Here is a 23,334-nt window from a genome sequence, read left to right as displayed (position 1 = left end):
TCTCCTCTAATCTGTAAAACGATTGATCACGGACCACATCTCATCAGCTGTCTGCATGGCTTTCGTATTCAATCCATACGCACGCTGGGTCGTTAACAAATCTGTCATGGAAGTCGCTAGATCCACCGTCGACTGTTCTAACTGTCCTTGCAACACGCTGCCAAAGGCTGCCGGATTGGTTTGCGAAGTAAGCAACGCTTGATCACCGGCACTGTACAGTTGGTTGCCCACTGACGTGATGTTTTCTGTATTCGTCGGCTGATAAAGGGTCAGCTGTCCCAACACGCGAGTCTGACCATTTTCTTCCGTCGTCAACTGACCGCTGGCATCTATTGCGATTTGCTGCGCATCTGGCCACTGCGCGGTCGGTACGTTTGTGGTCATTGCCACAGGGTACCCTTCACTATTGACTAATTGCTTGTTCTCACTTAAATGAAAATTGCCTGCTCGACTTAGCAGCAATTGACCGGTTTGGTCCCGAACCCCGAAAAAGCCATTGCCTTGGATCGCGAGATCTAATGGCTGAGCAGTGCCCGCCAGATTGCCTTGGGCAAAACTGGTGGTCGTGGTTGCCTTCGCCCCCATTGACGCACCATATTGGGCGGCGTTGCCATTAAACAGCGTTTCTTCTGCACCGATGGCATTTTCCATCAATGCTTGAAAGTGCGTCGTTTGTGCTTGGTAGCCATTGGTATTGACGTTGGCAATATTGTTGGCTGTCGTGTCTAAGTTTGTCTGCAAATGATTCATCCCAGAACGGCTGATTCCTAATAATCCACTGATATTCATTGACTCATCCTCAAATCTTTCCTAATTCGTTGACCGCTTTTTGCAATGTCTGATTCGTTGAACTCAAGACTTTCTGATTGGCTTCAAATTCCCGAGAAGTCTGGATCATCGCCACCATTTCATCGGCAACCGCTACATTGGCTTGTTCTAAGGCACCTTGCTGGATCACGGGTGCATTCACCGTGGTTCCTGCTGCGTTGCTAGTCACATAGTTTTGACCAGCTGTAGTCAATGCTTCTGGGGGAAATGTTTGGATCTGAAAGTTCGCTGGTCCCAAGGCGCTGACTGCTTGTCCATTGGCACCTAAGACAAGATAGCCTTCTTGTGTTACGTATTGATTCTGCTGATTGACGGTAAAGTCGCCATTTCTCGTATACAACCGCTGCCCCGCATTGTTTTGAACGACAAAGTAGCCTTCGGAAAGCAGTGCAAAATCACTGGCTTGTCCCGTCTGTTTGACAGCGCCTTGGTCTTGACTGATGGTACTGCCTGCCAATTGGGTCCCTAAAGACAACCCACCGATATCGCGACGAGTATCCGCATTGGGCCCGCTTTGGTAATTATGCAGCGCCACTTCATCTAGCGCCGACTGGAACAAGATTTTTGCTTGATACCCTGTTGTATTGACATTGGCAATATTGCCGCTCGTCGTCTCTTGTCGCTTTTGTAATAATGAAATGTTCCGTGATAAGACATCCAATCCTCGAATCATGCCAGTTCCTCCTCAATCAATGTGCGCAATTTGGCAATCGTTTTGCCGTGAATTTGTGAAACTCGTGGAATCGAGACTTCTAAGATTTCAGCGATTTCTTTTAACGTCAGTTCCTCGGTATAGTACAAACTTAAAATCAATTGTTCCCGTTCCCCTAATTTTTTGATGCACGCCACCAAGGCGGTGCGTTTTTCTTCAGCGACCAAGGTCTCTTCGACATTTTCGGCAGGATCTCGAACCATATCTTTTAAGGTCATGCCTTCTTCTTGGTAAGCAAACAAGGTATCTTCCAAAGAGACGCTGGCTAAGTAGTGCAGACTCTCATAAATATCCGCTAGTTGACTTTGGTTGATTCCCAACTGTTTGCAGATCTCGATGTCGGTCGCTTCTCTTTTGAGGCTTTGCTCCAACTCTTGCCGCGCTTGATAAAACTGATTGACTGCCGCCATTTTGTAACGGGAGATTTTGGCGTGCTTGCGTACTTCATCAATGATAGCCCCTTTGATGCGAATCGCTGCATAGCTTTCAAAAGGAACTTTTTTTGAGGGATCGAATTTCCGCAAGGCATCCATCAGCCCAATCACCCCAATATTGTAGAGATCGCCTGATTCATAATCGGCGGTTTTGATAGACAGGCGCTGAACCACCCGTTCCACTAGCGGCAGATACTTGATGATCTCCGCTTCTCGATCGACTTCATACATCGGCGATGCCCCTTCCTAAGAAAATTCTGCTTAAATGTCAATACTGCCCACCGTTTCGATCGCAATTTCATTGGGAATCTCATTCAGAGAAAGAACGGCGATATCTGGGAAATTAAAAACGATCATTTTTTTGAATGCTAACCGGATCTTAGGCGATGCCAGAATCACGAAATTGATATTTTGAGCGATCGCTGCATGTTGGATCCCACTGATGGAATCCAACAGCTTGGTCACGGTATCTGGTTTTAAGACCGGGTACGAGCCAGTTGCGGTTTTTTGGATACTTTGAGCGATGATTTCTTCTAGTTTCGGCTGGATCACCGCCACTTGCAGCTCGTGGTTCTCATTGGCATACTTGGCAGCGATCGTCCGTTTCAATGCTTGGCGGACATATTCTGTCAAAACTTCTACGTCTTTCGTGACAACGCCGTAATCGGCTAAAGTTTCTAAGATCGTTGCTAAGTCATTGATGGGAATTTGCTCATCCAATAAATTTTGTAAAACTTTTTGGACCTCGCCGAGCCGTAAAATATCGGGGATCAATTCATCGATCACGACATTGTACTGCTCTTTGATGCCCTCCAATAATTTCTTGACTTCTTGGCGACCTAACAGCTCTGGTGCATGGGCATAGATGATTTCTTTTAAGTGTGTTGCGATCACGGTCAACGGCTCGATAATCGTAAACCCTTGCAGATCCGCCATCTCCTTATCGGATTCATCGATCCACATAGCATCCAGATGAAAGGCTGGTTCTTTTGTTGCGATTCCTTGAAAAGGAAACGGCTCTTCATTCGGACTGATCACCATGACTTTATTCGGGTAAATATCGCCGCGGCCGACTTCGTTGCCGCGGATCTTGATCACGTAATCGTTGGCATCCAAATAGAGATTGTCGCGAATACGAACGGGACTGACTAAGATCCCTAATTCTCTAGCACTCTGTTTACGGATCGCCACGATGCGGTTCATCAAGCTGTTGTCGATCGAACTATCCACGATAGGGATCAGACCATAACCGATTTCCACTGAGATTGGTTCCACTTGGAAGGAAGCCACGGAATCGTCTTCTTCCTGTGCTTCTTTTTTGCGTTCCAGTGCCAATTTTTGTTCCCATTGTTTTTGTTCCACTCGCTGCTTTTCTTCTTTTTGCGTCACCAGAAAGCTGGCTGCGAAAAGGCCTAAGCCAATCAACACAAAAGGCACAAAAGGAAACCCAGGAACTAAGGCTAAGACGAAGAGAATCGCCCCCACGATCCGAAACAGTTGGGGATTACGCATCACATCTGCCGCAATATCCAAACCAAAGGAACTATCGTTATCAGAACGAGTCACGATCACCCCAGAAGCAATCGAAATCAATAAAGAGGGAATCGAGCTGACCAAGCCATCCCCGATCGCCAGTTTCCCGAATTGGGCGAAGGCTTCCATGACGGTCATTTGTCCCCCCATGGAGAAAATGATCGCCCCGCCGACTAAATTGATGACAGTGATCAAGATCCCTGCGATCGCATCCCCTTTGACAAACTTGCTGGCACCATCCATCGAACCAAAGAAATCAGCTTCTCGCTGCAGATCTTTTCGTCGTTTGCGGGCATCCGCTTCCGTGATCAAACCGGCATTTAGGTCGGAATCGATCGCCATTTGCTTGCCGGGCATCGCATCCAATGTGAATCGAGCAGTCACCTCTGAGACACGCCCTGCACCATTGGTCACGACGACTAGCTGAACGACCATGATGATCACGAACAAAATGATCCCCACGATATAATTGCTGCCGGCAACGACATTGGCAAAGGCATCGATCACGTGTCCGCCATTTCCTTGGGTCAAGATCAAACGAGTGGAAGATAGGTTCAAACCTAAACGAAACATCGTTGTGATCAGCAGCAAGGTTGGAAACGTAGTGAATTCCAACACTGATTTGGTAAACAGGGTGATCAGTAAAATGTTGATCGCAATCGTCAAATTGATAATGATCAAAATATCTAATAATGCACTCGGTAATGGAATAATAATCAAACCAATAATAGCTAGGACGATCACCGAGATTAAGATATCCGCCAGACCAATGCCTTTTTTCGGTTTTGAGGCAGCCTCATTCATTTTTGTTCCTCCTGTTTCCTTAAATCTTGCCGCGTTGGCTTTCTTCTAACTGATAGACCAAAGCGATGATTTCGGCAATGGCTTCATACATTTCAACAGGGATCAGATCCCCGGGTTCTACTTGACGATAAAGGGCCCGTGCCACTTCACGGTTTTCGATCTGTGGGATATTTTCTTTCAGGGCTTCTGCTTTCATCCGCTGCGCCAGCTGATCTGCCCCTTTGGCCAAGACCCGAGGCACCCCTTCACTGCTGGCATCGTAACGAATCGCAATGGCGAAGTGGGTCGGATTGGTGATCAAAACCGTCGCTTCTTTGACGTTGGCGATGGCATTTTGGGTCATCGCACGGTACTTCGCTTTGCGCTGTGCTTTGACTTGCGGATCACCTTCCATTTGCTTGAACTCTTCTTTGACTTCCTGCTTGCTCATCATCAAGTTCTTACGATGGCTATAGCGCTGGTAGCCGTAGTCGACTACGGCTAAAATGATCAAGAAAATCGAGATCTGTAAAAACAATTCTTTGGCCCGCAGCAGCATGAACAGGATCGTTTTTTCCAACCCCACTTCACTCAAACCCAGTAAAACAGGGACGGCGGCTAAAAATTGTTGATAGCACAAGTAGACGATCACGCCGAATTTCGCCAATGTTTTGCCTAAATTCATCAACGAGCGCAAACTGAATTGCTGCTTGATCCCGCTGATGGGGTTCAGCTTTTTAAAATCTGGTTTAATGGCCTTGCCGGAAAACAACAGACCGACTTGGGCATAATTCGTGATAAGCCCGACTCCGAGCGCAACCAGAAAGACGGGCGCACACAACAAAAGCAGCAGCAAGATACTCTGCACCCCCAGTTTTGGCAGATCCGCCAAACTGGTTTGATAATCAGCCAGCTGCGCCAAACTTTGGGAAAAATAAGGCAAAAAAGAAGCGGCGAAAAACTGCCATAAAGACAGGATCAAAAATGAGAAGACCAGCAGCGAAACAGCAGCTGCTAATTCCTGGGTCTTAGGTACCTCCCCGCGTTTGCGGGCATCCCGCAGCCGCTTGGCACTGGGTAGCTCGGTTTTGCCATCTTTTTCTGCCATCTTCTCACCTCCTGCTGGTTGCCTGTTACTTTATTGAAAGGACTCGATAAACTCCTGCAAGTAGCGGACCGTATCTGGCAAGTGTTTGCCTAAGTACGAAAGGACATTGGGTAATAGCAAGAGAAACACCACAAAACTGATGGCAGTTTTCATCGAGAGACTCATCATCAAAATATTGATCTGGGGGATCGAACGAGAGATCACACCTAGCACGAGGTCCACCAACAGTAGTGCAATGATCATTGGTGCCGCAAGATTGACTGCCATCACCATCATTTGGCTGAAAAGTTTGACGATGCCTTCAACCGTCGTGCCTTGGATCACCACAGAGCCTAAGGGCACGATCCGAAAAGACAACAGCAGTGCTGTGATCAGTCGATGATGCAGATCAAGACCAAAAAACACAGCGATCGTCAGCCAATAGTACGTTTTGCCATACTGGGAAGAGGCGATTTGCAACGTCGGATCATAGGCTTGCGCCATCGAAAAGCCTACTTGAAAGTCGATCAATTGGCCCGCAATTTCCACACCGGTAAAGACCAGCTGGCTCAAATAGCCCATCGCCATCCCAAACAGTACTTCTTTGATGACGAAAACCGTCAGCATAAAGAGGGAAAGCTCGGGAATTGCAGGTGCCGTCGGCAGACATAGGACCGTCAACGCCATGCCGATCACGATTTTTGCCAGTGACGGAAAATTTTGCTGTGAGAAGATCGGACAAAGGACAACAAACGCCAATATTCGACAAAAAATCAACACCGTCGCTTGAATCGGCGCCATCAGGTTTCCTCCTTACATTGCCGCAATCATTTTGAAGATCATTTCGGTAAAATTCAACAAGAGATTCAGCATAAAATTTCCCGCTAAGATCAAAGTCAAAAAAATCGCTAATAGTTTCGGCACAAAGCTCAACGTTTGTTCTTGGATTTGGGTAGTGGCTTGAAAAATACTGATCACCAATCCAACGAGCATGCCGACCAATAAGGCGGGGCCAGATATCGCTAGAATTCGAAGAAAGGCTTCCCTTAGCACATCAAGTACCATTTCTACTGTCATTTCCTCTTGGCTCCTTTCTTAGCGGCTATTGAAAGCTCTTGATCAGCGACTCCACGATCAGATACCAGCCATCCACTAAAACAAAAAGTAAGATCTTGAAGGGCAGTGAGATCATGATCGGCGACAGCATCATCATCCCCATCGACATCAAGATACTAGAGACGACCAGATCAATGATCAAAAAGGGAATAAAAATCAAAAAGCCGATACTGAAAGCCGTTCGTAATTCACTGATAATAAACGCCGGTACCATAACGGTCAGAGGAACATCGTCAGAAGAATGATACTTTTCGGTCTCCCCATCAGCTTCCGCAAACAAGGCAATGTCTTTTTCCCGTGTCTGTACCATCATAAAGGCCTTGATCCGTTTTTCTGAACGGTCAAAGGCTTCGGCTTGGCTGATCTCTTGTCGATCAAACGGTTCGATCGCTTGCTGGTAGACGTCGGTATACACAGGTTTCATAATAAAAAATGTCAAGAATAAGGCCAACCCGATCAACACTTGATTGGGCGGGTTTTGCTGTGTACCTAACGAACTGCGCACAAAGGACAAAACCATGATGATACGAGTAAAAGAAGTCATCATGATCAGCAAGACTGGTAAAAGGGAAAGCAGCGTCAGCAACAAGAAAGTATTGATCGTATCACTTGAGCCATTCCCATTCGACAATAAATTGTTGATGGTGGAACTGACGTCTTCCGTGTCTAGCGCAAATGCCGTCTGCGGAAGCATCAGACTGCTGAAAAGGACCGCAGCCATGATCTTGATATCTCTGCCTTTGATCTTCATTTTTGCTTGCCTCGTTTTCCAGCAATTTCCGCCTTGGCTTTGTTTAGCCATTCAGAAAAATCTTTGCCAGCTTGCACTTGGGTGCTTTCTAGGCTTTGCTGTAAAAAAGCGGCCGTTTCTTCTTGCGTCAACTCTTTGATGATCTGATTTTGCTGTTCAGAAAAGCTCATGACGTAACATTTGTCCATGATTTGGACGATCCCGATCGAAGACGACTTGCTGACGGCGATTTTTTGCAAAATACGCAACTGGTGATTGTGCTGGTTCGTGTAACGATTCAAATATTTCAAACTAATGTTGATCAAATAAAGAATAAGCAGCAAAAACCCAATCATTTTGACCAGCGATAAAAATGTTTCCATCAACATGCCTCTTTCTATTGGATCACTAAATCCGTCACATAAACATCCTTGGCGATTTCTGATCCGTATTCCTGATTAATTGTTTCTTTCAATGCTTTTTTTAAATTCGGTACACTTTCGGCGGAGCTCAAAATACCGCTGGCCTTTTGTTGGCGCAATAAGTTTACGACGCTGTCACGAATGACAGCCACATTTTTCGTGGCTTCCGCGCTTTTTTCCTCATCCGCCACTAAAATCGATAAATTGACCTTCATGTATTGCTGCTCTTGGTTGTCTTCTTTTGCCAGATTGACTAAAAATTCATCCAATGCCACGATCGCTTCGTCTGAGGAGATTTTGCTGCTGTCTTTTGCTGTTTCAGCAGCTGCTGTTTTTTCCCCCGTCAAAAAGTGATTCGTCACTAAGGTTCCGCCTATACTGCCGCCGACTACCACGATCAAGAGGATCGGCAGTAAAACAACCATGTTCAAGCCTTTTTTCTCTTTTTCTGCTTTTGGTACTTTTTCTTCTTTTGCCATCTTTCCCACCCTTACGTTTTCACTTGGTTCGAATGGATCACCGTATGATACTCGATCACCCGCTGCGCAACTTCTTGCGCAGCTTCCGTCACCACTAAGGTTTTGCCGTCTGTCAGTGTGATCAATGTATCCGGCATTTCTTCGATCCGATAAATCAATGTTGGATTTAAATAGAATGGCTTGCCATTCAATGCGGTCACTAGAATCATGGTCAAACTCCTCTCAATGATGAAGCGTCACGTTCTTAACGTTTTAGATTCAATAATTCTTGCAGCATTTCATCAGAAGTCGTAATACTTCTTGAATTTGCTTGATAGGCACGGCTCGCAATGATCATTTCGGTAAATTCTGTCGAAAGATCGACATTCGACATTTCCAAGGCACCTGCTTGCAGCGTTCCCGCTCCATTATTGCCGGGGCCTGCAACGATCGCATTTCCTGAGTTGCTGGTTTGGATATAGTTGTTGCCGCCGACTTTTTCTAAGCCTTCTGGGTTATTGAAGGTTGCGACACCGACTTTTCCCATCACAAAGGTTTGATTGCCGTATTTTGCCAACACTAAGCCATTGGCATCGATTGCCATGGAGTTATAGGTCAAGGTTTCCCCATTGACGGTCAGTGTGCTTGGGATCGACAAGGGAGATACCGCACCTTGTCCGCTCAATGCCGTGTTTTCATCAAAGTTGTCATCATAGACAACTGGTTGACCGCCATTGACTGAACGACCTAAGACTTGCATCCCATCACTATTGGTCAAGGTTCCGTTGCTGTCGCGAACAAATGCGCCATCTCGTGTGTAATAGGTTTCGCCATTTGCTCCTGGTCCTTGTACCATAAAGTAGCCTTGTCCGCTGATATAAAAATCCATGCTGCGGCCAGTCGATTGCGGGGCACCGACTGTATTGATGGTATCGATGGAGCCCGTCTGAACCCCTAAACCGATCTGCGTTGCATTGATCCCGCCTAAGCCGTTGCCTGGTGCAGTTGCGTTAGACATCGTTTGGCTCATCATGTCTTGGAAAAGGACTCGACTTGATTTGAACCCAACCGTATTGACGTTGGCGATATTATTTGAAACCACGTCCATTTTCGTTTGAAGATTTTTCATTCCACTGACACCTGAATATAATGATCGTAACATGCTTATTTTCCTCCTTATGGTTGACGTATTTTCCTCTGTCATTCAGAAAATACTTGCAGCCCCTTTTCAGTCCAGCTGCTATTTGATAAATGTGGCGCTGTCAATATTGGTGACGGTGTGAAGCTCATTCATCCCCATCGCCGTAATGATGGTTCGTGAATGGACATCGGCGATCAAGCCCATATCTTTGTAAACAAGCAGTGATTCTTTGCTGCCTTTTTCCGCTAGCTCGCTAAGCGCCGTTGAAAGGGATTGGTAATCATCGTCTTGTAAGGTCAATTCCCTTGCGGTCAAACGCTTTTGCGCATGGTGCGAGACTTTGATGTCGTTTTGTTTTTGTTCAAGCATTGAAGAGAAGGCTTGTTTGTCCACGGCTTTGCGGGGATTTTGATAAGGCTCCCCGGCAACTTTTTGCAGCCCCTGTTGAATCGTCAAACTCATTTTGCTTCGCCGCCAATCTCTTGGATCGCACTCATACTGTATTCTTTGCCATTTACGACGATCGTGGCGTAGCCATTGGCAAAGCGGACCTTTTCGATGGTTCCTGACAATGTTTCTGTGCCGTCCATCAGAGTGACTTGTTTATTGATCAAGCTAAAAGCTTGCTGCTGTTGCTGTAAAATCACCGAGGTCGTCAACGTTTCGCTCAATTCATTCAAGCTCTCTAAGGTCGTAAATTGAACCAGTTGCGAGATATAGTCGGTGCTACCACCACCAGAAGAATCGCTGCCTCCCATCGATGGGTTGCTCATAGATGCTGCTAAGATCTTCAAAAAATCATCCATGGAGATATCTGAAGATTTTTTTGTTTGCGTTAATGCCGATGTATTGGCAATACCGGCCGCAGCTGCTGTAATTTCATCTGCCATAGGTCTCCTCCTTTACACTAAAATACTGATCGCATGATCGATCGGTGCTAATTGCTGCTCTTCTTCAACCGTATTGCTTTGATGAAATGGCTTTTTGCTTTGTCCTTTTTGAGCCTGTAAAAAACGCTGTTGGTTTAACTGACTGTCACTTGCCATCATACTGCCGGCAAAGGATTGATTTGACAGCGGACCAGCCTGCTGGACAGAAGCTAACGTAGGTTCTTTGATTGCTAGGATCGGCTGCTCTTGCTTTTGCAAAACTTGCTCTAGCTCATGCTTGATGGACAGCAATAATTCTTTGGCTTGCGGCTGCTGAACGGTCAGTTCTAAGCGGCTGCCTTGGGCATTCGTTTCTAGAGAAAGCTGGATCGTGCCTAATTTCTCGGGAACGAATTGCAACGTGATTTTTTTCTCGCTTGACGTGCTGCTCGTTTGGACGAGTTGGGCAGTCGCTTTTGCTAAGGGCAGAGCCGCTTGCTCCATACTCGCTTTTGTTGGCGCTAGTCCTTGCTTGCTCAAAAGGGGAGAAACATCAAGCAGTTGCAGTGCTGGTGTCGCCATTTCATTGTCGGTTACTGCCGAAAAAGCAATGGCTTGTGCAGAAACAGCTTCCGTATTTTTGGCGACTGTTTCCTTCGTGCTTTGCAAGGTGCTAGTCGTATCCGTCGCTTGGTGGGTCACTGGCGACACTTGATCCAATGGTCCCGTTTGGCCCAATTGAGCGGTCCCTTCGGTGGACTGTTTCAGCTGTGCTTCTGTCGTCTGCGCAATCGCGGCTTTTGTTACTGAATCGATTTCCTTGAAAGTCGCGATCCCTTTTGCCGTGGACTGCTCTTCGCCTACTAAGTCTTCTGGCAAAGGCGTTTCAAGCGTTGGTGCTGCGGCTTCACTTCTGTCATTTGTCATCAAATCCAGACCTTCAAGCGTAGACTCGGAGGGGTCGATGACTGTGGTGGCTACGTCTATTGGTGCTAAAGCTGCTGTGGCGCTTGTTTGGTTCTGCTCCGTCGTTACCATTGATGCCTGTGCCGCTTCCTGAACCAAGCCTGCAAAAGGTGTCTGGCTGATCTGGCTCATTTCTGGCGCTTGCGTCGTTGCAGATTGTTCAGCTGCTGAAGTGATTTCTGACTCCTGCGGCAGATGTTCCATACTGCTGGCCGTACCCATTTCTGGTGCGGCGGCGATTTGCTCCGTCATCCCTGATGTTTCGATAGGGGCTGGCAGGTTGCTGCCTGCTTGAACTGTCAGCTGTCGCATCATCAAACTGAAGACCTCTGGTGACGCCTCCATCTTTTTTGATTTGCTACCGACAGGTACAGCGGTTGCGGCACTTGTTGTGATCTCTTTCATTGTTCACCTCCTCTCAGCTGATGCTTTAAAACCAAGGTCATCTCATCACTAAAACATTAGTTCTTTAAGAAAATAAGGCGCGATTGCCGAACTCATCCAATTGTTTTTGCTCTTCCAATTGCTGTTCATAGGTGTATTCAGCAAATTGTTTTTCTCGCAGTTTTTCCACGATCTTGCGTTCCTGCTGCGCTTCTACCACTACCGATAAAGACTCTGCCAATTCTTGCTTCACGTGAAACATTTTGTTCTGAACCTCATCGATGGTGGCATTCAAAGCAAGCAAATAGCGTTGCTGCACTTGCATCCGCCCAATGGTCATTTCATTGACATCAAAAAGCTGGGCTTTTTCCTGTGCCAGCGTGTTCAGGTGCTGTTCTTGCTGAATCAACAATTGCTGTTTTTGGGCGTACGCTCGTTTGGCTTCTTGCTCAATGGTTTTTCGGTGATCCAATACTTTTTCTAAGGAAAAGTGAAATGCTTGCATGGTTGCTCCTTTATGATCTGTTTTACATGGTCGAACGCTGGCGCTCGATCAGCGCTTCTTCACTGAACAAATGCGCCAATTCAAAAATCGTTTGTTCAAATGGGATCCGCTCATCCACTTTTTGCTGTAAAAACCGTAGGATGGGGTGATGCAACGCGATCGCTTGGTCGGTCAACGCATTACTGCCGCTTTTGTAAGCACCGATATCGATCAAATCCTTGGCCTCTGCATAAACGGCCATGTTTTCTTTTAGTTCCCCCGCATGTTCATGCTGTTCCTCAGAAACGAGGGTCTTCATCAAACGGCTGAGGCTGTTTTGAATATCGATGGCAGGATAATGATTTTGAGCGGCGATTTTCCGTGACAACAGAATATGACCGTCAAGAATCCCCCGCACCGCATCAGCGATCGGTTCATTCATGTCATCACCTTCTACCAAGACGGTATAAAAGGCAGTGATCGAGCCTTTGTCAGACATCCCACTGCGCTCTAACAACTTCGGTAAAGCTGTAAACACAGAAGGGGTATAGCCTTTGGTCGTCGGTGGTTCACCTGTTGATAAACCGATCTCCCGCTGCGCCATCGCAAAACGGGTCACCGAATCCATCATCAATACGACTTTCTTGCCTTGATCGCGGTAATACTCAGCGATCGCCGTTGCCACATGAGCCCCTTTTAGTCGTACAAGGGGTGGCATATCGGAGGTAGCACAGACAACGACCGACTTGCGGTAGCCTTCTGGGCCTAGATCATTTTCAATAAATTCTTTGACTTCTCGTCCTCGCTCGCCGATCAAGCCGATCACGATGACATCTGCTTCGCAATAACGAGCCAGCATCCCCAATAAGGTACTCTTACCGACCCCGCTGCCAGCAAAAATGCCGATCCGTTGGCCAAGGCCGACGGTCAAGAGACCATCGATCGCCCGGACACCTGTCGGCATGATCTCAGCGATTTTTTGACGACGAAAGGGGTCAGGAGAATCTTGACTAACTGGATATTCTGACGCAGTTTCCAGATCCAGCGCCATATCTAACGGTCGCCCTAGTCCATCTAAGGTGTGCCCTAGCAGCGTATCATCGATTTTTACCGTCAACGATTTGCCAGTTGGCCGCACTAAACAGCCCGGTCCGATGCCTTCTAGCTGATCAAGGGGCATCAGGAGCACGGTTTTTTTCACAAAGCCCACGACTTCGGCTAAAGCTGTATGTGTCTTGTTTTGCAGTGCGACTTCACAGATTTCTCCTATGAAAACCGACAACCCTTCGACTTTGATCAGCAGACCTACGACTTCGCTGACTTTGCCGTAAGTGGTAAAGAACGGCTGTGCTTGCGCTGTTTTGCGCAGCGCTGTGATCGGTAATTCAAACGTCATTCCTTCACACTGCTTTCTAAAAATTGGCTCAAAAAGCGAGCGATTTCTTCCCTCAGTTCAAAAACCACCAAGGCATTTTCAGATTCGATACAAAAATCGTGTTCCGCCAAGCCGTCATCTGCCATGAGTAAATAGCGAAACCCGCTGATCGTCTGTTTTTTGGTTTCCAACAATTCTCGCAACCCTGCAAGATGCTGCTCTTGGCTGCGAATAGTCACAAATTGATCGGGTTGTTCAAATTGCCATAGCACAGACTCCACAAAAGGCAGGAAGCCTGCTTGCTCGTCTGTAAAACGTTGATTGATCAAGGCTTCGGCGATTGCCGTGCCGTAAGCGATCATTTCTTGCTTTTTCTCTGAGCGAAAGGTGTTGATTTCAGAAACGGCTTCAGCGACATTGGCTTGGGCTTGTGTCATCAATGCTTGCGCGGCTTCTTTGCTGGCATTGAGTCCTTCTTGATAGCCTTGTTGAAAGCCGTCTGCTTGTCCTGCTTGAAAGCCTTCCGTTCTCGCTTCTGCTAGAATTTGCGTCGCTTGCGCTTGTGCATCGGTCAAGATTTGCTGTTTCAAGGCTTCCATTTGCTGCAGATGCCGTTCCTGCTCCAACTGGCGTGCACGTCTAGCCGCTTGCAGTTCTGGGTCTAAGCTCGGTTTCTCAATCGGCGCTTTGATGGTCGTATCCGTCAAAATACTGCGAGCAGCTTCAGTCGTTTTGACCGCCTGCTGCTTCAATAAACTGCTATTTGACCACTGCATCTTGGTCGCCCCTTCCGATGTAGATCTCACCGGTTTCATCTAGCCGTCGAATCACAGCCACCACACTTTGTTGGGCTTCTTCTACAGCAGACAAGCGGGTAGGACCCATAAATTGAATTTCTTCTTGCAGATTTTCCACCGCCCGTGATGAGAGGTTGGAGAAAATAAAGTTCTTGATGTCGTCGGTCGTGCCTTTAAGCGCTAAGACTAAGACATCGTTTTGAACATCTCGCAAGACTTTTTGAACATCCAAGCGATCGAGGGTCACGATATCCTCGAAAGTAAACAAGCTTGATTTCACTTCGTTGGATAGTTCCGGTTGCCGCTTTTCCAAGTCGTTCAAAATGTTCTTTTCAGTACTGCGGCTGACTGAGTTCAAGATTTCTACCAGTGTATGCACACCACCGACATTTTCCGTATCGTTCTCAATGTAATTCGAGAATTTGTTCTCGATCACTTTTTCAATCCGTTCGATCACCAAAGGCGACGTACTGGAGATCGTCCCGATCCGTTCAGCGATCTCCACTTGCAAATGATCGGGAAACTGTGACAAGACGCTGGCCGCTTTGTCCGGCTGCATGTAGCACAAAATCAACGCTACCGTTTGTGGATGTTCGCCGATCAACAGATTGGTCAACTGTTGAACATCGGCTTTGCGAGCGATATTAAAGGGCCGTTCCCGCAGCTGAATCTGAGTCAATACGTCAATGACTTCTTTGGCTTTTTGAGGGCCTAATGCTTGGTTCAGCAAATTTTTGGCATAATCGATCCCGCCGTCTAAGACATATTTGCGGGCCGTTGCGGTATGAGAAAATTCCTCCAACACTTGATCCCGCTCTTCGGGACTGACAAAGTCGATGTTGGCGATCTCATAGCTCACTTTTTGTATAAATGATTCTGGCAGCAGCTTCATGATCTTTGCAGAGGTATCTGATCCTAGAGAAATCAGAAGAATCGCTGCTTTTTTTACCCCGTCTATTGTATCCATGGCTGCCCCCTTATTTTTCTTTCATCCAAGCTTTGATCAATTCCGCCGCTACTTCAGGATTGCTTTCGGCATAATTTCTAGCCGTTTGATCCAATGTTGGTTCTCCTGTATGTTCTGCTGTGGCTTCTTGTGTGGATGCTTCTGGCACCGCTGGTTTCGTTTCAGCAGACCGGTTACCGACACCGCCAAAAACGACTTCTTGTGCAACCGGGTTACTCGCTCCGATGCTAGCAGCGGATGGTTGTGCAAAAGTGACCATTTCATCCGTCACATCCACTTCCAACTCGTCTTCTTTGCGTCGGCGTCGGATCACGCCAACGATCATTAAGATCACCAAGAACAAGGTCAACACGATACCGCCGATGATGGCATACTTGACATAACCTTTGGCAGCTGCAATCTGTTCATTCCCTTGAGGATCAGCGGCTGGATCAACCTCTGCTTGGGCAAAGTCAAACCCTTGGATCGCAATTTGATCGCCACGATCATTGTCATAGCCGACGGCGCTAGCAATCAACTGCTGCAATTCTGCTTGATCCGCTTGCGAAAGGTTCGCATTGATCACGATTGAGCTGGTCATTCGTTCGATCATGCCAGGAGCCGTAATGGTCGTAGTGGTCTCGGTATCCAATTCATTTTCAACGGAGCGACTGTAGGAATTGTTCCCCTCTCCGTCCGTGCCCGTCACATTGGAGACATTGTCATCCACAGTCCCTGTTTGGGCTTCTTGGACGGTCCCTTGCGAACCAGCAGCCTGCACTGTTTCACTCTTGATCTCTGGGTCATCATAAGTGACTTTCTTCCGCTCGATCGAATCAAAATTCAAGTCTAAATTGATCGACACTTGGAATTTGTCTGCACCATAGATCGGTGTCAGCAACTTCGCTACTTTTTCTTCTAGCGTTTTTTCATAGGAATCTTTGATGGCAATGTATTTATTGTTTAAGCCACTTAATTGACTGGCTTCATCTTCGGTTCTAGTCAACGTATTGCCCGCGCTATCAACGACTTTTACATTTTCAGGCTTCAGCTTTTCCACTGCGCCGGAAGTCAAGGTAACGATCCCTTGCACGGACTCGTCTGAGATTTGCTGATTTTTCAAGGACAACACGATAGAGGCCGTCGGCGCACTTTCCTCCGAAGAAAAGACACTTTCTTCTGGCATCACGAGTAAAACTTTGGCGGATTTGACCGCATCGATCGACTCGATTGCTCGCTGTAGTTCGCCCGTTACTGCCCGCTGATACATGATTTTGCGGTCTTCATCCGTTGTCATCATGTTGGCATCATCAAATAATTCAAAGCCTGTACTGGTATTTGGTAACTTATTGTCCACGGCAAGATTGATGCGGTATTCATCGACTTGGTCCTTATCGATCAAAATAGTCGTCCCATTGTCGGCTAATTTGTAGGCGATCTGCTGTTCATCCAAATCCTTGCTGATCGTTCCCGCATCGGCATCGCTTAGATCCGTAAACAAGATACCGTATTCAATTCGCGTATTTAAATAATAAACAGCTGCTGTGATTCCGAGAACGCTGATAACGGAAAGAACAACGATCATTTTCTTTAAAGAGCTTTGCATTTGCCAACGGTCTTTGAGTTGTTCTGTCCATTCTTTCACTTTATCCATCATTTATTCTTATTCCCTCACCCACTGCTAAAACTGCATATTTTTCACGTCATTGTAAGCTTCTAAACACTTGTTTCGTACTTGAACGGCTGTTTGTAGCGCCAATTGCGCCTCCGTCATGCGAATCATCACATTGCCTAGATCGCTTTCATCGCCGGTGATCAAATTGACAGTATCTTGATCCATGACCGCCGTTTTTTGATTCAACTGATCGACCGCATTGATCAAGTAGGAAGAAAACTGGTTTTCCTTGGTGCCCACAACACTAGTCTCTTTTGAAGTAGCCCCCGTGCCTAGTGTCCGCAAAACGTTTTGGTAGTCTGTTAATCCTGTCGTTAAAAGTCCATCCATTTTCTCGTTACCCCTTTGATATTTCTAATGCTTTTTTCAAGATTGTTTTATTCATTTCTGAAGCAGAAACATTGGCTTCGTACGTTCGAACCGCTTGCAACATTGCCACCATTTCATCGGCAATATCCACATTTGATTGACCGACATATCCCTCAGCGTTGGCAGCGGGATTGGTAGGATCATAGGTCAGTTTTTCCGTCTCATCGGCAGCGATCCCCGTCACTTTGACACCGTATGTAGCCGGTGTTCCTTCACGACTATTTTTTAAATTTTCTGAAAAAAGAATACTCTTTTTTTGATAAGCCGCGGTTGTTTGTGTTTGATTTGTATTTACATTTGCGATATTGCTGGAGATCGTATCTAGTTTTAACCGTTCCAATGCTAGACCGCTCGCGTTGATCGTTAGTCCGTTAAATATACCCATTTGTTTTTCCTGCGCTTTCTATCAATTACTCAAGACAAGGTTCATCATTTGCAAGCGTCCGTTGACTTGTGCGGTCAATGCACTGTAATACAACCCATTGGCTGCTTGATCCAACATCTCTACCTCAAGATCCACGTTATTGCCGTTGTCTTTGATACTGGTAGTTGCATTTTCAGTGATTTTCGGTTTTACTTGAGAAACTGACGCTTCTGTTACAGCGTCGGTCCCTGACGAAGCGAGTGCCTGCTTTAATTCGCTTTCAAACACGATGCGTTTTGCTTTGTACCCATCCGTGTTGACATTGGCGATATTAGACGAAATCAATTCTGCGCGTTGTGCAGAAACGTTCATAGCTGTTTTTAATAAATCATAGGTATCCAACAATAATTGCTCCTTCCACCTTCTGTACCAAACGTTTTTTTCATCGATGGAACAGAAACAAATATATTTATTTATTTTTTTGTTATAGATTAAAAAAACAAGAAGACGTGATGTCATTATAGTAGAATTATTTTTATTTTACAATTTGATTTTTGCAACTTTACGGATATGACATTTAAGTTACAGACGTGTTATGTTATTTGTTAAACACTGTTTCATCGCAATTTCGTCCCCAGTTATAAAAAGCAAACGATCGATATAAAGCGTTTTACAAGCATATCTATGCCTTTTGATCAAAATCAGTTTTTTGATAAAAAAACAAGCATTATTCGAAAAATTGATTAAAAAATTTTCATTTGTGCCTGATGACATGACAAACCCTGAGAAGCGCTTCACGAAAAAAAACGGTACCATCTATAAATATTCACAAAAATTGCAAGCTGTACCATTTCAACAATTTGACGAAACTTGTCAAAAAAAGAACAAAAAAAGGAGAAACAGAAAATTTATTTTAGTTATTTTTTGGATTATTTTTTTTTGCTATTAAGAATGATTTTAATTCACCGATAAAATAAATGAGGGTTTAAAACCTGGAAATAGAATTTAGGAGGACGCAACAAATGGATTTTTTCTTGCTGATCGGTATTATTTTAGGATTGATATCTGTGGTGGTTGGGATGATTGTAAAAGGTGCCAATGTGGCCGTTTTGATCAATCCGGCAGCCGCGATTATCATTTTCGTCGGTGTGATCGCAGCCGTTATCAATTCATTTCCCAGCAGTGATATCAAAAAAATCCCGAAGATCTTCGGCGTTCTGCTGAAAAATAAAGAATACGACTTAAAAACAACCATCAATACCATCGTTGAATTAGCTAACCAAGCTCGGCGCGATGGCCTACTATCTCTTGAAGGTGCTATCCAAAACTTAGAAGATCCTTTTTTAAAAAAGGGCTTGGAAATGGTGGTGGATGGCATCGCTGCCGAACAGATCCAAGAAATCATGGAAAATGAGATCTATGGGATCGAAGAACGGCATCGCATCGGCTCGGCTATTTTTAAAACCGCCGGCACGAGTTCCCCGACCTTAGGGGTGTTAGGAGCCGTGATCGGGCTGATAGGGGCGCTAGGCAATTTAGAGGATGTAGAAGCACTGGGTCATATGATCTCGGCGGCTTTTGTGGCGACCCTTTATGGTATTTTCTTCGGTTATGTGCTGTTCATTCCTTTTAGCTCACGATTAACTTTGAAATCGGAGCAAGAAGTCCAAATGATGTCGATCATCGTTGAAGGAGTCTTAGCGATCCAAGCCGGACAATCGCCGAAAAGTATTGAGAAAAAATTATACAGCTTGATCGATCCGAAAAAACGGCAAGAACAATTATAAAGGGTGAAGCGACATGAAGCGAAAAAAGAAACATGAAGAACATGTAGACGAAGCGTGGCTTTTGCCTTACTCGGATATGTTGACCTTGCTGCTGGCCTTATTCATCGTCATGTTTGCCATGGCGAAAGTCGATGATGAGAAGTTTCAAGAAATCCGAAGCGAATTCGGCACCATCCTTTCCAGCCACCACAGCAACGCCTCCGTCATCGGGTCAGTGATCGATATGGGCGAGACCACGCCGCGAAAAAAAGCCGCCACTTCTGCCGAAGCACAAGCGCAAGAAGCAGCGGTCCGGACCCAACTGGAAAATCAGCAGCTAGAAAAAATCAGCGACCAGCTGTCACAAGAACTCGCCGCTTCTGGCTTAAAAGACCAGACAGAAGTCCGCTTGGAATCCGATGGCTTGCATATCACGCTAGCCAGCAGCATCTTGTTTGCCTCTGGTAGCGCCGAGATCACGGACACCACTCGTCAGTCACTGGATCTACTATCGGACTCACTGAAAAAACTAAAAGCCAACAAAATCGTGATCGCCGGGCATACCGATAACGTACCGGAAAAAGGCAATGGCCGCTACCAATCTAACTGGGATCTTAGTTCCGCTCGTGCGATTACCGTTATGGAATACTTCATCAGCAAAGGCGCCGTTTTAGAAAAAAATGCTGCCATCCAAGCCTTTGCCGATACCGAACCGAAAGCCGATAACAACACCCCACAAGGCCGCTCGGAAAACCGCCGCGTGGAGATGATCATCCAGCGGACCGAAACGACACAATAGCCCGTAATAAGGTTTTATAAATATCATTATGAAAAGCCAAGATGAGCAACATTCGTCTTGGCTTTTTTGTAGTCTCCTCCTCAACAAACAAAAATCACTCATCAGCCATTCTTGCGAATAGCTGATGAGTGATTTTTTTGCTTGATTTATTTCTCCACTTCAAAACGATTGGTCAATCGCTTCAACTCTTCTGCAATGTCTCTGAGGTCTGCCACATGGTTGGTAAATTCATCCATGGTTGCCAAGACTTCTTCTGCATTTGCGGAAACTTCTTGTGTGCCAGCGGCATTTTCTTCCGTTGATGCGGAAATGTTTTCTAAGTTTTCCAGTACACTGTTTTGAATATTTTCGATACGGGCACTGGCTGCTTCAATATGATGGATGCCTTCGATCATATAGCTGCTGCGTTGGAAAACTTCTTTTGAAGATGAGATCGCTTCTTTGATCAAGTTGGTTTGGCGAACGCCGCCTTTGACAGACGCCGACGTTTGTTTGACCATTTGACTAGACTGCTCACGAATTTCTTCAATGATCGCTTCGATTTCTTTGGTAGAAGCTTTGCTTTGTTCCGCCAATTTACGGATCTCAGCAGCCACGACGGCAAAGCCTTTGCCAGACTCGCCAGCACTTGCGGCTTCGATCGATGCATTCAAGGCTAGCAAGTTGGTTTGGTAAGAAATATCGTTGATGACCCCAATGATCGAGTTGATATTTTGGATACTATCATTCATTCCCGTCATATTCGACATCAAGCGCTCCATCTGTGCCAACTCTTGTCGCCAACTGTCATCGACTTGATCCATGATCGTTAAGTTTTCTTGATTGATCTTCGTAGATTCTTGCGACTTGCTGCTCATGCCGCCAACATTTTCTCGTAATTCTTTCACGACTTGCGAAAGGTTTTGCATTTGAGACACGCTGTATTCTGTTTCTTGGGCTTGAGCACCGGTCACTTCAGCAATACCCGTAATGGTTTGAGAGACTTCTTCTGTCGCAATATTGGTTTGTTTTGACAATTCTAATAAAGAATCCGACATTCCTGCGACACTGTTGCTTTCTTTTTGTACTTTTTGGATCAATGCACCCGTGCCTTCGATCATCACATTGTAATTGTCCGCCATTTGCTGGATCTCATTGCCTGCTTTGTCTGGATAAACAACTCGGCGTGCCCATTGATCCCATGTCCATTTTTCGCCTTTGGCTCTTTTGGTTTTGCTCATCTTCTCTAGTTTGCCTTCACCGACTTTTCTAAAGTAGCGATTGAAGCAATCGATGATTGCTGCGACTACTTTGATCGCGGCATAAGAAACCAGTCCTACAAAGAGCAGCATCAAGATCGTAACGATAATGGTGGTACGGACCAACGCTCCTAACTCTTTGTCTAGATCACTAGCTTTGACTTCGGAGTACGCCCAAACATTGGAATCAGCAGACTTGTCATACAACACATCATTGACTTTATTCGAGTCGCCTAAACCAACCATGCCTGTCGGATCTTTGGCTTCTTTGATTTTTTGGAACACTTCTTCTTCTTTGATATTCTTACCGATTTGCTTGGTATTTTTTGAGGTCACGATGACCCCAGATTCTGAAACTAAGGTGACATTCCCAGTCCGCCCCACGGTAAAGGAAGACAAGATGTTTTGAATGCTTTCATAGGAAACATCGACGCTTAAAACCCCCACTTGATTATGGGAATTTTTGACCCGGATCGAAGCCGACGTCACAAATTGATTCGACACCGTATCTAAATAAGGTGCTGTCCAATACACTTCTCCTTCGGCTTTTACAGCCCCTTTGTACCACGGCCGAATTGTGGGTTTATAGTCATCCGGTAAGGGATTGAAGGTCACATACTCATCATCTTCTGTCCCAAAAGTTACTGCTAAGAAGCTGTTGCTCCCAGCAATCGCTAAAGAAAGATCTGAACGGATACGTCCCATGCTGAATTCTGTTTTCATCGCTGGCAGTTCAGCCATTGATTTCAATTTGCTTTCCGTCGATCGGCGCAAACTCTTTTCTTCTGCCAAGATCAAATTGACGGCACTTTCTTTGTTCAAATCATTTCGTTCAATCAATAAGTTCTTGGTGGTTAGATAGGAACTTGTCAGCATGACAATGATCGGGATCCCCGCAACCAGCATCAAGGTGATCATCACATAAATTCCTATCGTCTTTTTTCTTTTTTTCACAACTGTGCCACTCCTTCATTTCCAATTTCACACGATCCACTGAAGACTCGTCCGTAGACGACCCTTAGTAAGGATAATCGGTCATTTCTTTGAATATTTAAGAGGATTCATTGTCAGAAACGGCTGCAAGCGCATTTTCTTTTTTGCTAAGGCTTACGGTTGCTGTTGTAACGAATAGAAAAGCTCCTCAGTCATCAAGGAGCGTTACGACTGCATAAAAATAGCCAGCACGGAAGTTTCCGCACTGGCTGTAGGGTCCCTTTAATAGGACCGCTTCTATTGCCTATAATTCTTTGATGACGGCTTTTTCTTCCGCCGTCAAAGCGAAATCAAAGAGCGCTAAATTTTCGGCTTGATGTTTTTCTGAATGGGATTTCGGAATCACGATCACCCCACGCTCGATTTGGTAACGCAAGACCACTTGGCTCCAGTTTTTTTGATGCGCTTCCCCGATTTGGGTCAAGGTTTCCCGTGCCGCTTCCGAAATCCGGGAAAGCGGACCCCAGGCTTCTGGAACTACCTGATTGTCTAAGGAATACGAGATGATCGCATCATTCCACTTGCCTGGATGCGATTCGATCTGATTGACCGCTGGTTTGATCCGACTGTTTGCCAATAAATAGCTGAGTTCTTCTTCTTGGAAATTGGACACCCCGATCGCTTTTAAGACTCCTTTATCGACATAAGCCTCAAGAACCGCCCAGACAGCGGCGATCTCTGCCAAGTTGTCCCACGGATGATGGATCAAATAAAGATCGATCGATTCCGTCTGCAAGGCTGCTAAACTCGCTTCGACAGACGCTTTCACGGCAGCTGCATCTTGCGTATGCTCTGGTTTGCCAGGAATCTTAGAAGTCAGGAAAAATTCGCTGCGGTCAATCCCGCTTTCCTTGATGGCTTTGCCAACCACGGCTTCGTTGCGGTAAGAAATCGCCGTATCAAAATGCCGATACCCAAGCTTGATGGCAGTCAATAGCTCTATCGTATCATCATTGATCGCACCTTGGTATTCTCGGTTTTCTTTCCCAAATGTATTCGTCCCGCTGCCGATCACTGGAATCTGAATGCCGGTATTCAATTCAATCGTTTCCATGCTGCTTCCCC

General features: G+C 45.9%; 27 protein-coding genes. 2 read left to right on the top strand and 25 right to left on the bottom strand.

The genetic code is table 11. The annotated features are described in order from the left end of the window. Positions 1-6 precede the first annotated feature (6 nt). From IGK85_RS00620 to flgB, 23 genes are all read right to left on the bottom strand, one after another. Positions 7-789: a flagellar hook-basal body protein gene (locus IGK85_RS00620; RefSeq protein WP_008376613.1), complete on the bottom strand. Its 783-nt coding sequence runs from the start codon at positions 787-789 to the stop codon at positions 7-9. A gap of 10 nt (positions 790-799) precedes the next feature. Next, positions 800-1,501, bottom strand: coding sequence for a flagellar hook-basal body protein (locus IGK85_RS00615; protein WP_008376616.1), 702 nt, complete (start codon positions 1,499-1,501; stop codon positions 800-802). Continuing rightward, positions 1,498-2,205 (bottom strand): sigma-70 family RNA polymerase sigma factor, encoded by a 708-nt coding sequence (locus tag IGK85_RS00610; RefSeq protein WP_008376618.1) that lies wholly within the window; start codon positions 2,203-2,205, stop codon positions 1,498-1,500. The genes IGK85_RS00615 and IGK85_RS00610 overlap by 4 nt, the downstream gene beginning before the upstream one ends. 30 nt (positions 2,206-2,235) lie before the next feature. Further along, positions 2,236-4,311, bottom strand: a complete 2,076-nt coding sequence (gene flhA, locus IGK85_RS00605; RefSeq protein ID WP_005232779.1) for a flagellar biosynthesis protein FlhA — start codon at positions 4,309-4,311, stop codon at positions 2,236-2,238. 19 nt (positions 4,312-4,330) lie between these two features. Further along, positions 4,331-5,398, bottom strand: a complete 1,068-nt coding sequence (locus IGK85_RS00600) for an EscU/YscU/HrcU family type III secretion system export apparatus switch protein (RefSeq protein WP_005232780.1) — start codon at positions 5,396-5,398, stop codon at positions 4,331-4,333. A 30-nt stretch (positions 5,399-5,428) separates the two neighbouring features. Beyond that, positions 5,429-6,178, bottom strand: coding sequence for a flagellar biosynthetic protein FliR (gene fliR / locus IGK85_RS00595; RefSeq protein WP_005232781.1), 750 nt, complete (start codon positions 6,176-6,178; stop codon positions 5,429-5,431). A gap of 12 nt (positions 6,179-6,190) precedes the next feature. Next, the gene (gene fliQ, locus IGK85_RS00590; RefSeq protein ID WP_005232782.1) at positions 6,191-6,454 is read right to left on the bottom strand and encodes a flagellar biosynthesis protein FliQ; all 264 of its coding nucleotides are present in this window, start codon (positions 6,452-6,454) and stop codon (positions 6,191-6,193) included. A 25-nt stretch (positions 6,455-6,479) separates the two neighbouring features. Then, positions 6,480-7,244 carry a flagellar type III secretion system pore protein FliP gene (gene fliP, locus IGK85_RS00585; protein ID WP_005232783.1) on the bottom strand — a complete coding sequence of 255 codons (765 nt, stop codon included), beginning with the start codon at positions 7,242-7,244 and terminating at the stop codon, positions 6,480-6,482. Beyond that, positions 7,241-7,606 (bottom strand): flagellar biosynthetic protein FliO, encoded by a 366-nt coding sequence (locus IGK85_RS00580; protein WP_008376622.1) that lies wholly within the window; start codon positions 7,604-7,606, stop codon positions 7,241-7,243. The genes fliP and IGK85_RS00580 overlap by 4 nt, the downstream gene beginning before the upstream one ends. Before the next feature lie 14 nt (positions 7,607-7,620). Beyond that, positions 7,621-8,124 carry a flagellar basal body-associated FliL family protein gene (locus IGK85_RS00575; RefSeq protein ID WP_008376623.1) on the bottom strand — a complete coding sequence of 168 codons (504 nt, stop codon included), beginning with the start codon at positions 8,122-8,124 and terminating at the stop codon, positions 7,621-7,623. A gap of 11 nt (positions 8,125-8,135) precedes the next feature. Further along, the gene (locus IGK85_RS00570) at positions 8,136-8,333 is read right to left on the bottom strand and encodes a flagellar FlbD family protein (protein WP_005226609.1); all 198 of its coding nucleotides are present in this window, start codon (positions 8,331-8,333) and stop codon (positions 8,136-8,138) included. 35 nt (positions 8,334-8,368) lie between these two features. Then, positions 8,369-9,265, bottom strand: coding sequence for a flagellar hook-basal body complex protein (locus tag IGK85_RS00565; protein WP_005232786.1), 897 nt, complete (start codon positions 9,263-9,265; stop codon positions 8,369-8,371). A 78-nt stretch (positions 9,266-9,343) separates the two neighbouring features. Further along, complete coding sequence (locus IGK85_RS00560; RefSeq protein WP_005232787.1) at positions 9,344-9,706, bottom strand: hypothetical protein; 363 nt, start codon at positions 9,704-9,706, stop codon at positions 9,344-9,346. After that, positions 9,703-10,134: a flagellar hook capping FlgD N-terminal domain-containing protein gene (locus IGK85_RS00555; RefSeq protein ID WP_003129052.1), complete on the bottom strand. Its 432-nt coding sequence runs from the start codon at positions 10,132-10,134 to the stop codon at positions 9,703-9,705. Before IGK85_RS00555 ends, IGK85_RS00560 begins: the two co-directional genes overlap by 4 nt. A 12-nt stretch (positions 10,135-10,146) precedes the next feature. After that, positions 10,147-11,484, bottom strand: coding sequence for a flagellar hook-length control protein FliK (locus tag IGK85_RS00550; protein ID WP_005232788.1), 1,338 nt, complete (start codon positions 11,482-11,484; stop codon positions 10,147-10,149). Between the two features lie 64 nt (positions 11,485-11,548). Further along, the gene (fliJ, locus tag IGK85_RS00545; protein WP_005232789.1) at positions 11,549-11,968 is read right to left on the bottom strand and encodes a flagellar export protein FliJ; all 420 of its coding nucleotides are present in this window, start codon (positions 11,966-11,968) and stop codon (positions 11,549-11,551) included. Between the two features lie 22 nt (positions 11,969-11,990). Beyond that, positions 11,991-13,343 (bottom strand): flagellar protein export ATPase FliI, encoded by a 1,353-nt coding sequence (gene fliI / locus IGK85_RS00540; RefSeq protein ID WP_008376625.1) that lies wholly within the window; start codon positions 13,341-13,343, stop codon positions 11,991-11,993. Next, positions 13,340-14,098 (bottom strand): hypothetical protein, encoded by a 759-nt coding sequence (locus IGK85_RS00535; RefSeq protein WP_008376626.1) that lies wholly within the window; start codon positions 14,096-14,098, stop codon positions 13,340-13,342. Before IGK85_RS00535 ends, fliI begins: the two co-directional genes overlap by 4 nt. Beyond that, the gene (gene fliG, locus IGK85_RS00530) at positions 14,082-15,086 is read right to left on the bottom strand and encodes a flagellar motor switch protein FliG (protein ID WP_005226586.1); all 1,005 of its coding nucleotides are present in this window, start codon (positions 15,084-15,086) and stop codon (positions 14,082-14,084) included. Before fliG ends, IGK85_RS00535 begins: the two co-directional genes overlap by 17 nt. Positions 15,087-15,096: 10 nt before the next feature. Next, positions 15,097-16,719, bottom strand: a complete 1,623-nt coding sequence (gene fliF, locus IGK85_RS00525) for a flagellar basal-body MS-ring/collar protein FliF (protein ID WP_050790974.1) — start codon at positions 16,717-16,719, stop codon at positions 15,097-15,099. A gap of 27 nt (positions 16,720-16,746) precedes the next feature. Next, positions 16,747-17,070: a flagellar hook-basal body complex protein FliE gene (fliE, locus tag IGK85_RS00520; RefSeq protein ID WP_008376627.1), complete on the bottom strand. Its 324-nt coding sequence runs from the start codon at positions 17,068-17,070 to the stop codon at positions 16,747-16,749. A 7-nt stretch (positions 17,071-17,077) separates the two neighbouring features. Next, a complete protein-coding gene (gene flgC, locus IGK85_RS00515; RefSeq protein ID WP_005232807.1) occupies positions 17,078-17,494 on the bottom strand; it encodes a flagellar basal body rod protein FlgC in 417 nt (138 codons plus the stop codon). A gap of 21 nt (positions 17,495-17,515) precedes the next feature. Further along, positions 17,516-17,875: a flagellar basal body rod protein FlgB gene (gene flgB / locus IGK85_RS00510; RefSeq protein ID WP_034872092.1), complete on the bottom strand. Its 360-nt coding sequence runs from the start codon at positions 17,873-17,875 to the stop codon at positions 17,516-17,518. Positions 17,876-18,495: 620 nt separating this feature from the next. Between flgB and motA the strand changes: the two genes are divergently transcribed. Both motA and IGK85_RS00500 read left to right on the top strand, forming a co-directional pair. Further along, positions 18,496-19,260, top strand: a complete 765-nt coding sequence (gene motA, locus IGK85_RS00505) for a flagellar motor stator protein MotA (RefSeq protein ID WP_005232810.1) — start codon at positions 18,496-18,498, stop codon at positions 19,258-19,260. Between the two features lie 13 nt (positions 19,261-19,273). Then, entirely contained in the window at positions 19,274-20,038 is a 765-nt protein-coding gene (locus tag IGK85_RS00500; RefSeq protein ID WP_008376629.1) for an OmpA/MotB family protein, read from the top strand. A gap of 146 nt (positions 20,039-20,184) precedes the next feature. On the opposite strand, the gene IGK85_RS00495 is transcribed toward IGK85_RS00500, so the two are convergent. Beyond that, the gene (locus IGK85_RS00495; RefSeq protein ID WP_008376630.1) at positions 20,185-22,230 is read right to left on the bottom strand and encodes a methyl-accepting chemotaxis protein; all 2,046 of its coding nucleotides are present in this window, start codon (positions 22,228-22,230) and stop codon (positions 20,185-20,187) included. A gap of 283 nt (positions 22,231-22,513) precedes the next feature. Next, positions 22,514-23,323 (bottom strand): aldo/keto reductase family protein, encoded by an 810-nt coding sequence (locus tag IGK85_RS00490; protein WP_008376631.1) that lies wholly within the window; start codon positions 23,321-23,323, stop codon positions 22,514-22,516. Positions 23,324-23,334: the final 11 nt, after the last annotated feature.

This window comes from Enterococcus sp. AZ015 (assembly GCF_050499225.1).
In the GTDB taxonomy this organism is placed as follows: domain Bacteria; phylum Bacillota; class Bacilli; order Lactobacillales; family Enterococcaceae; genus Enterococcus_D; species Enterococcus_D entomosocium.
This window is presented reverse-complemented; position numbering and strand designations above follow the sequence as displayed.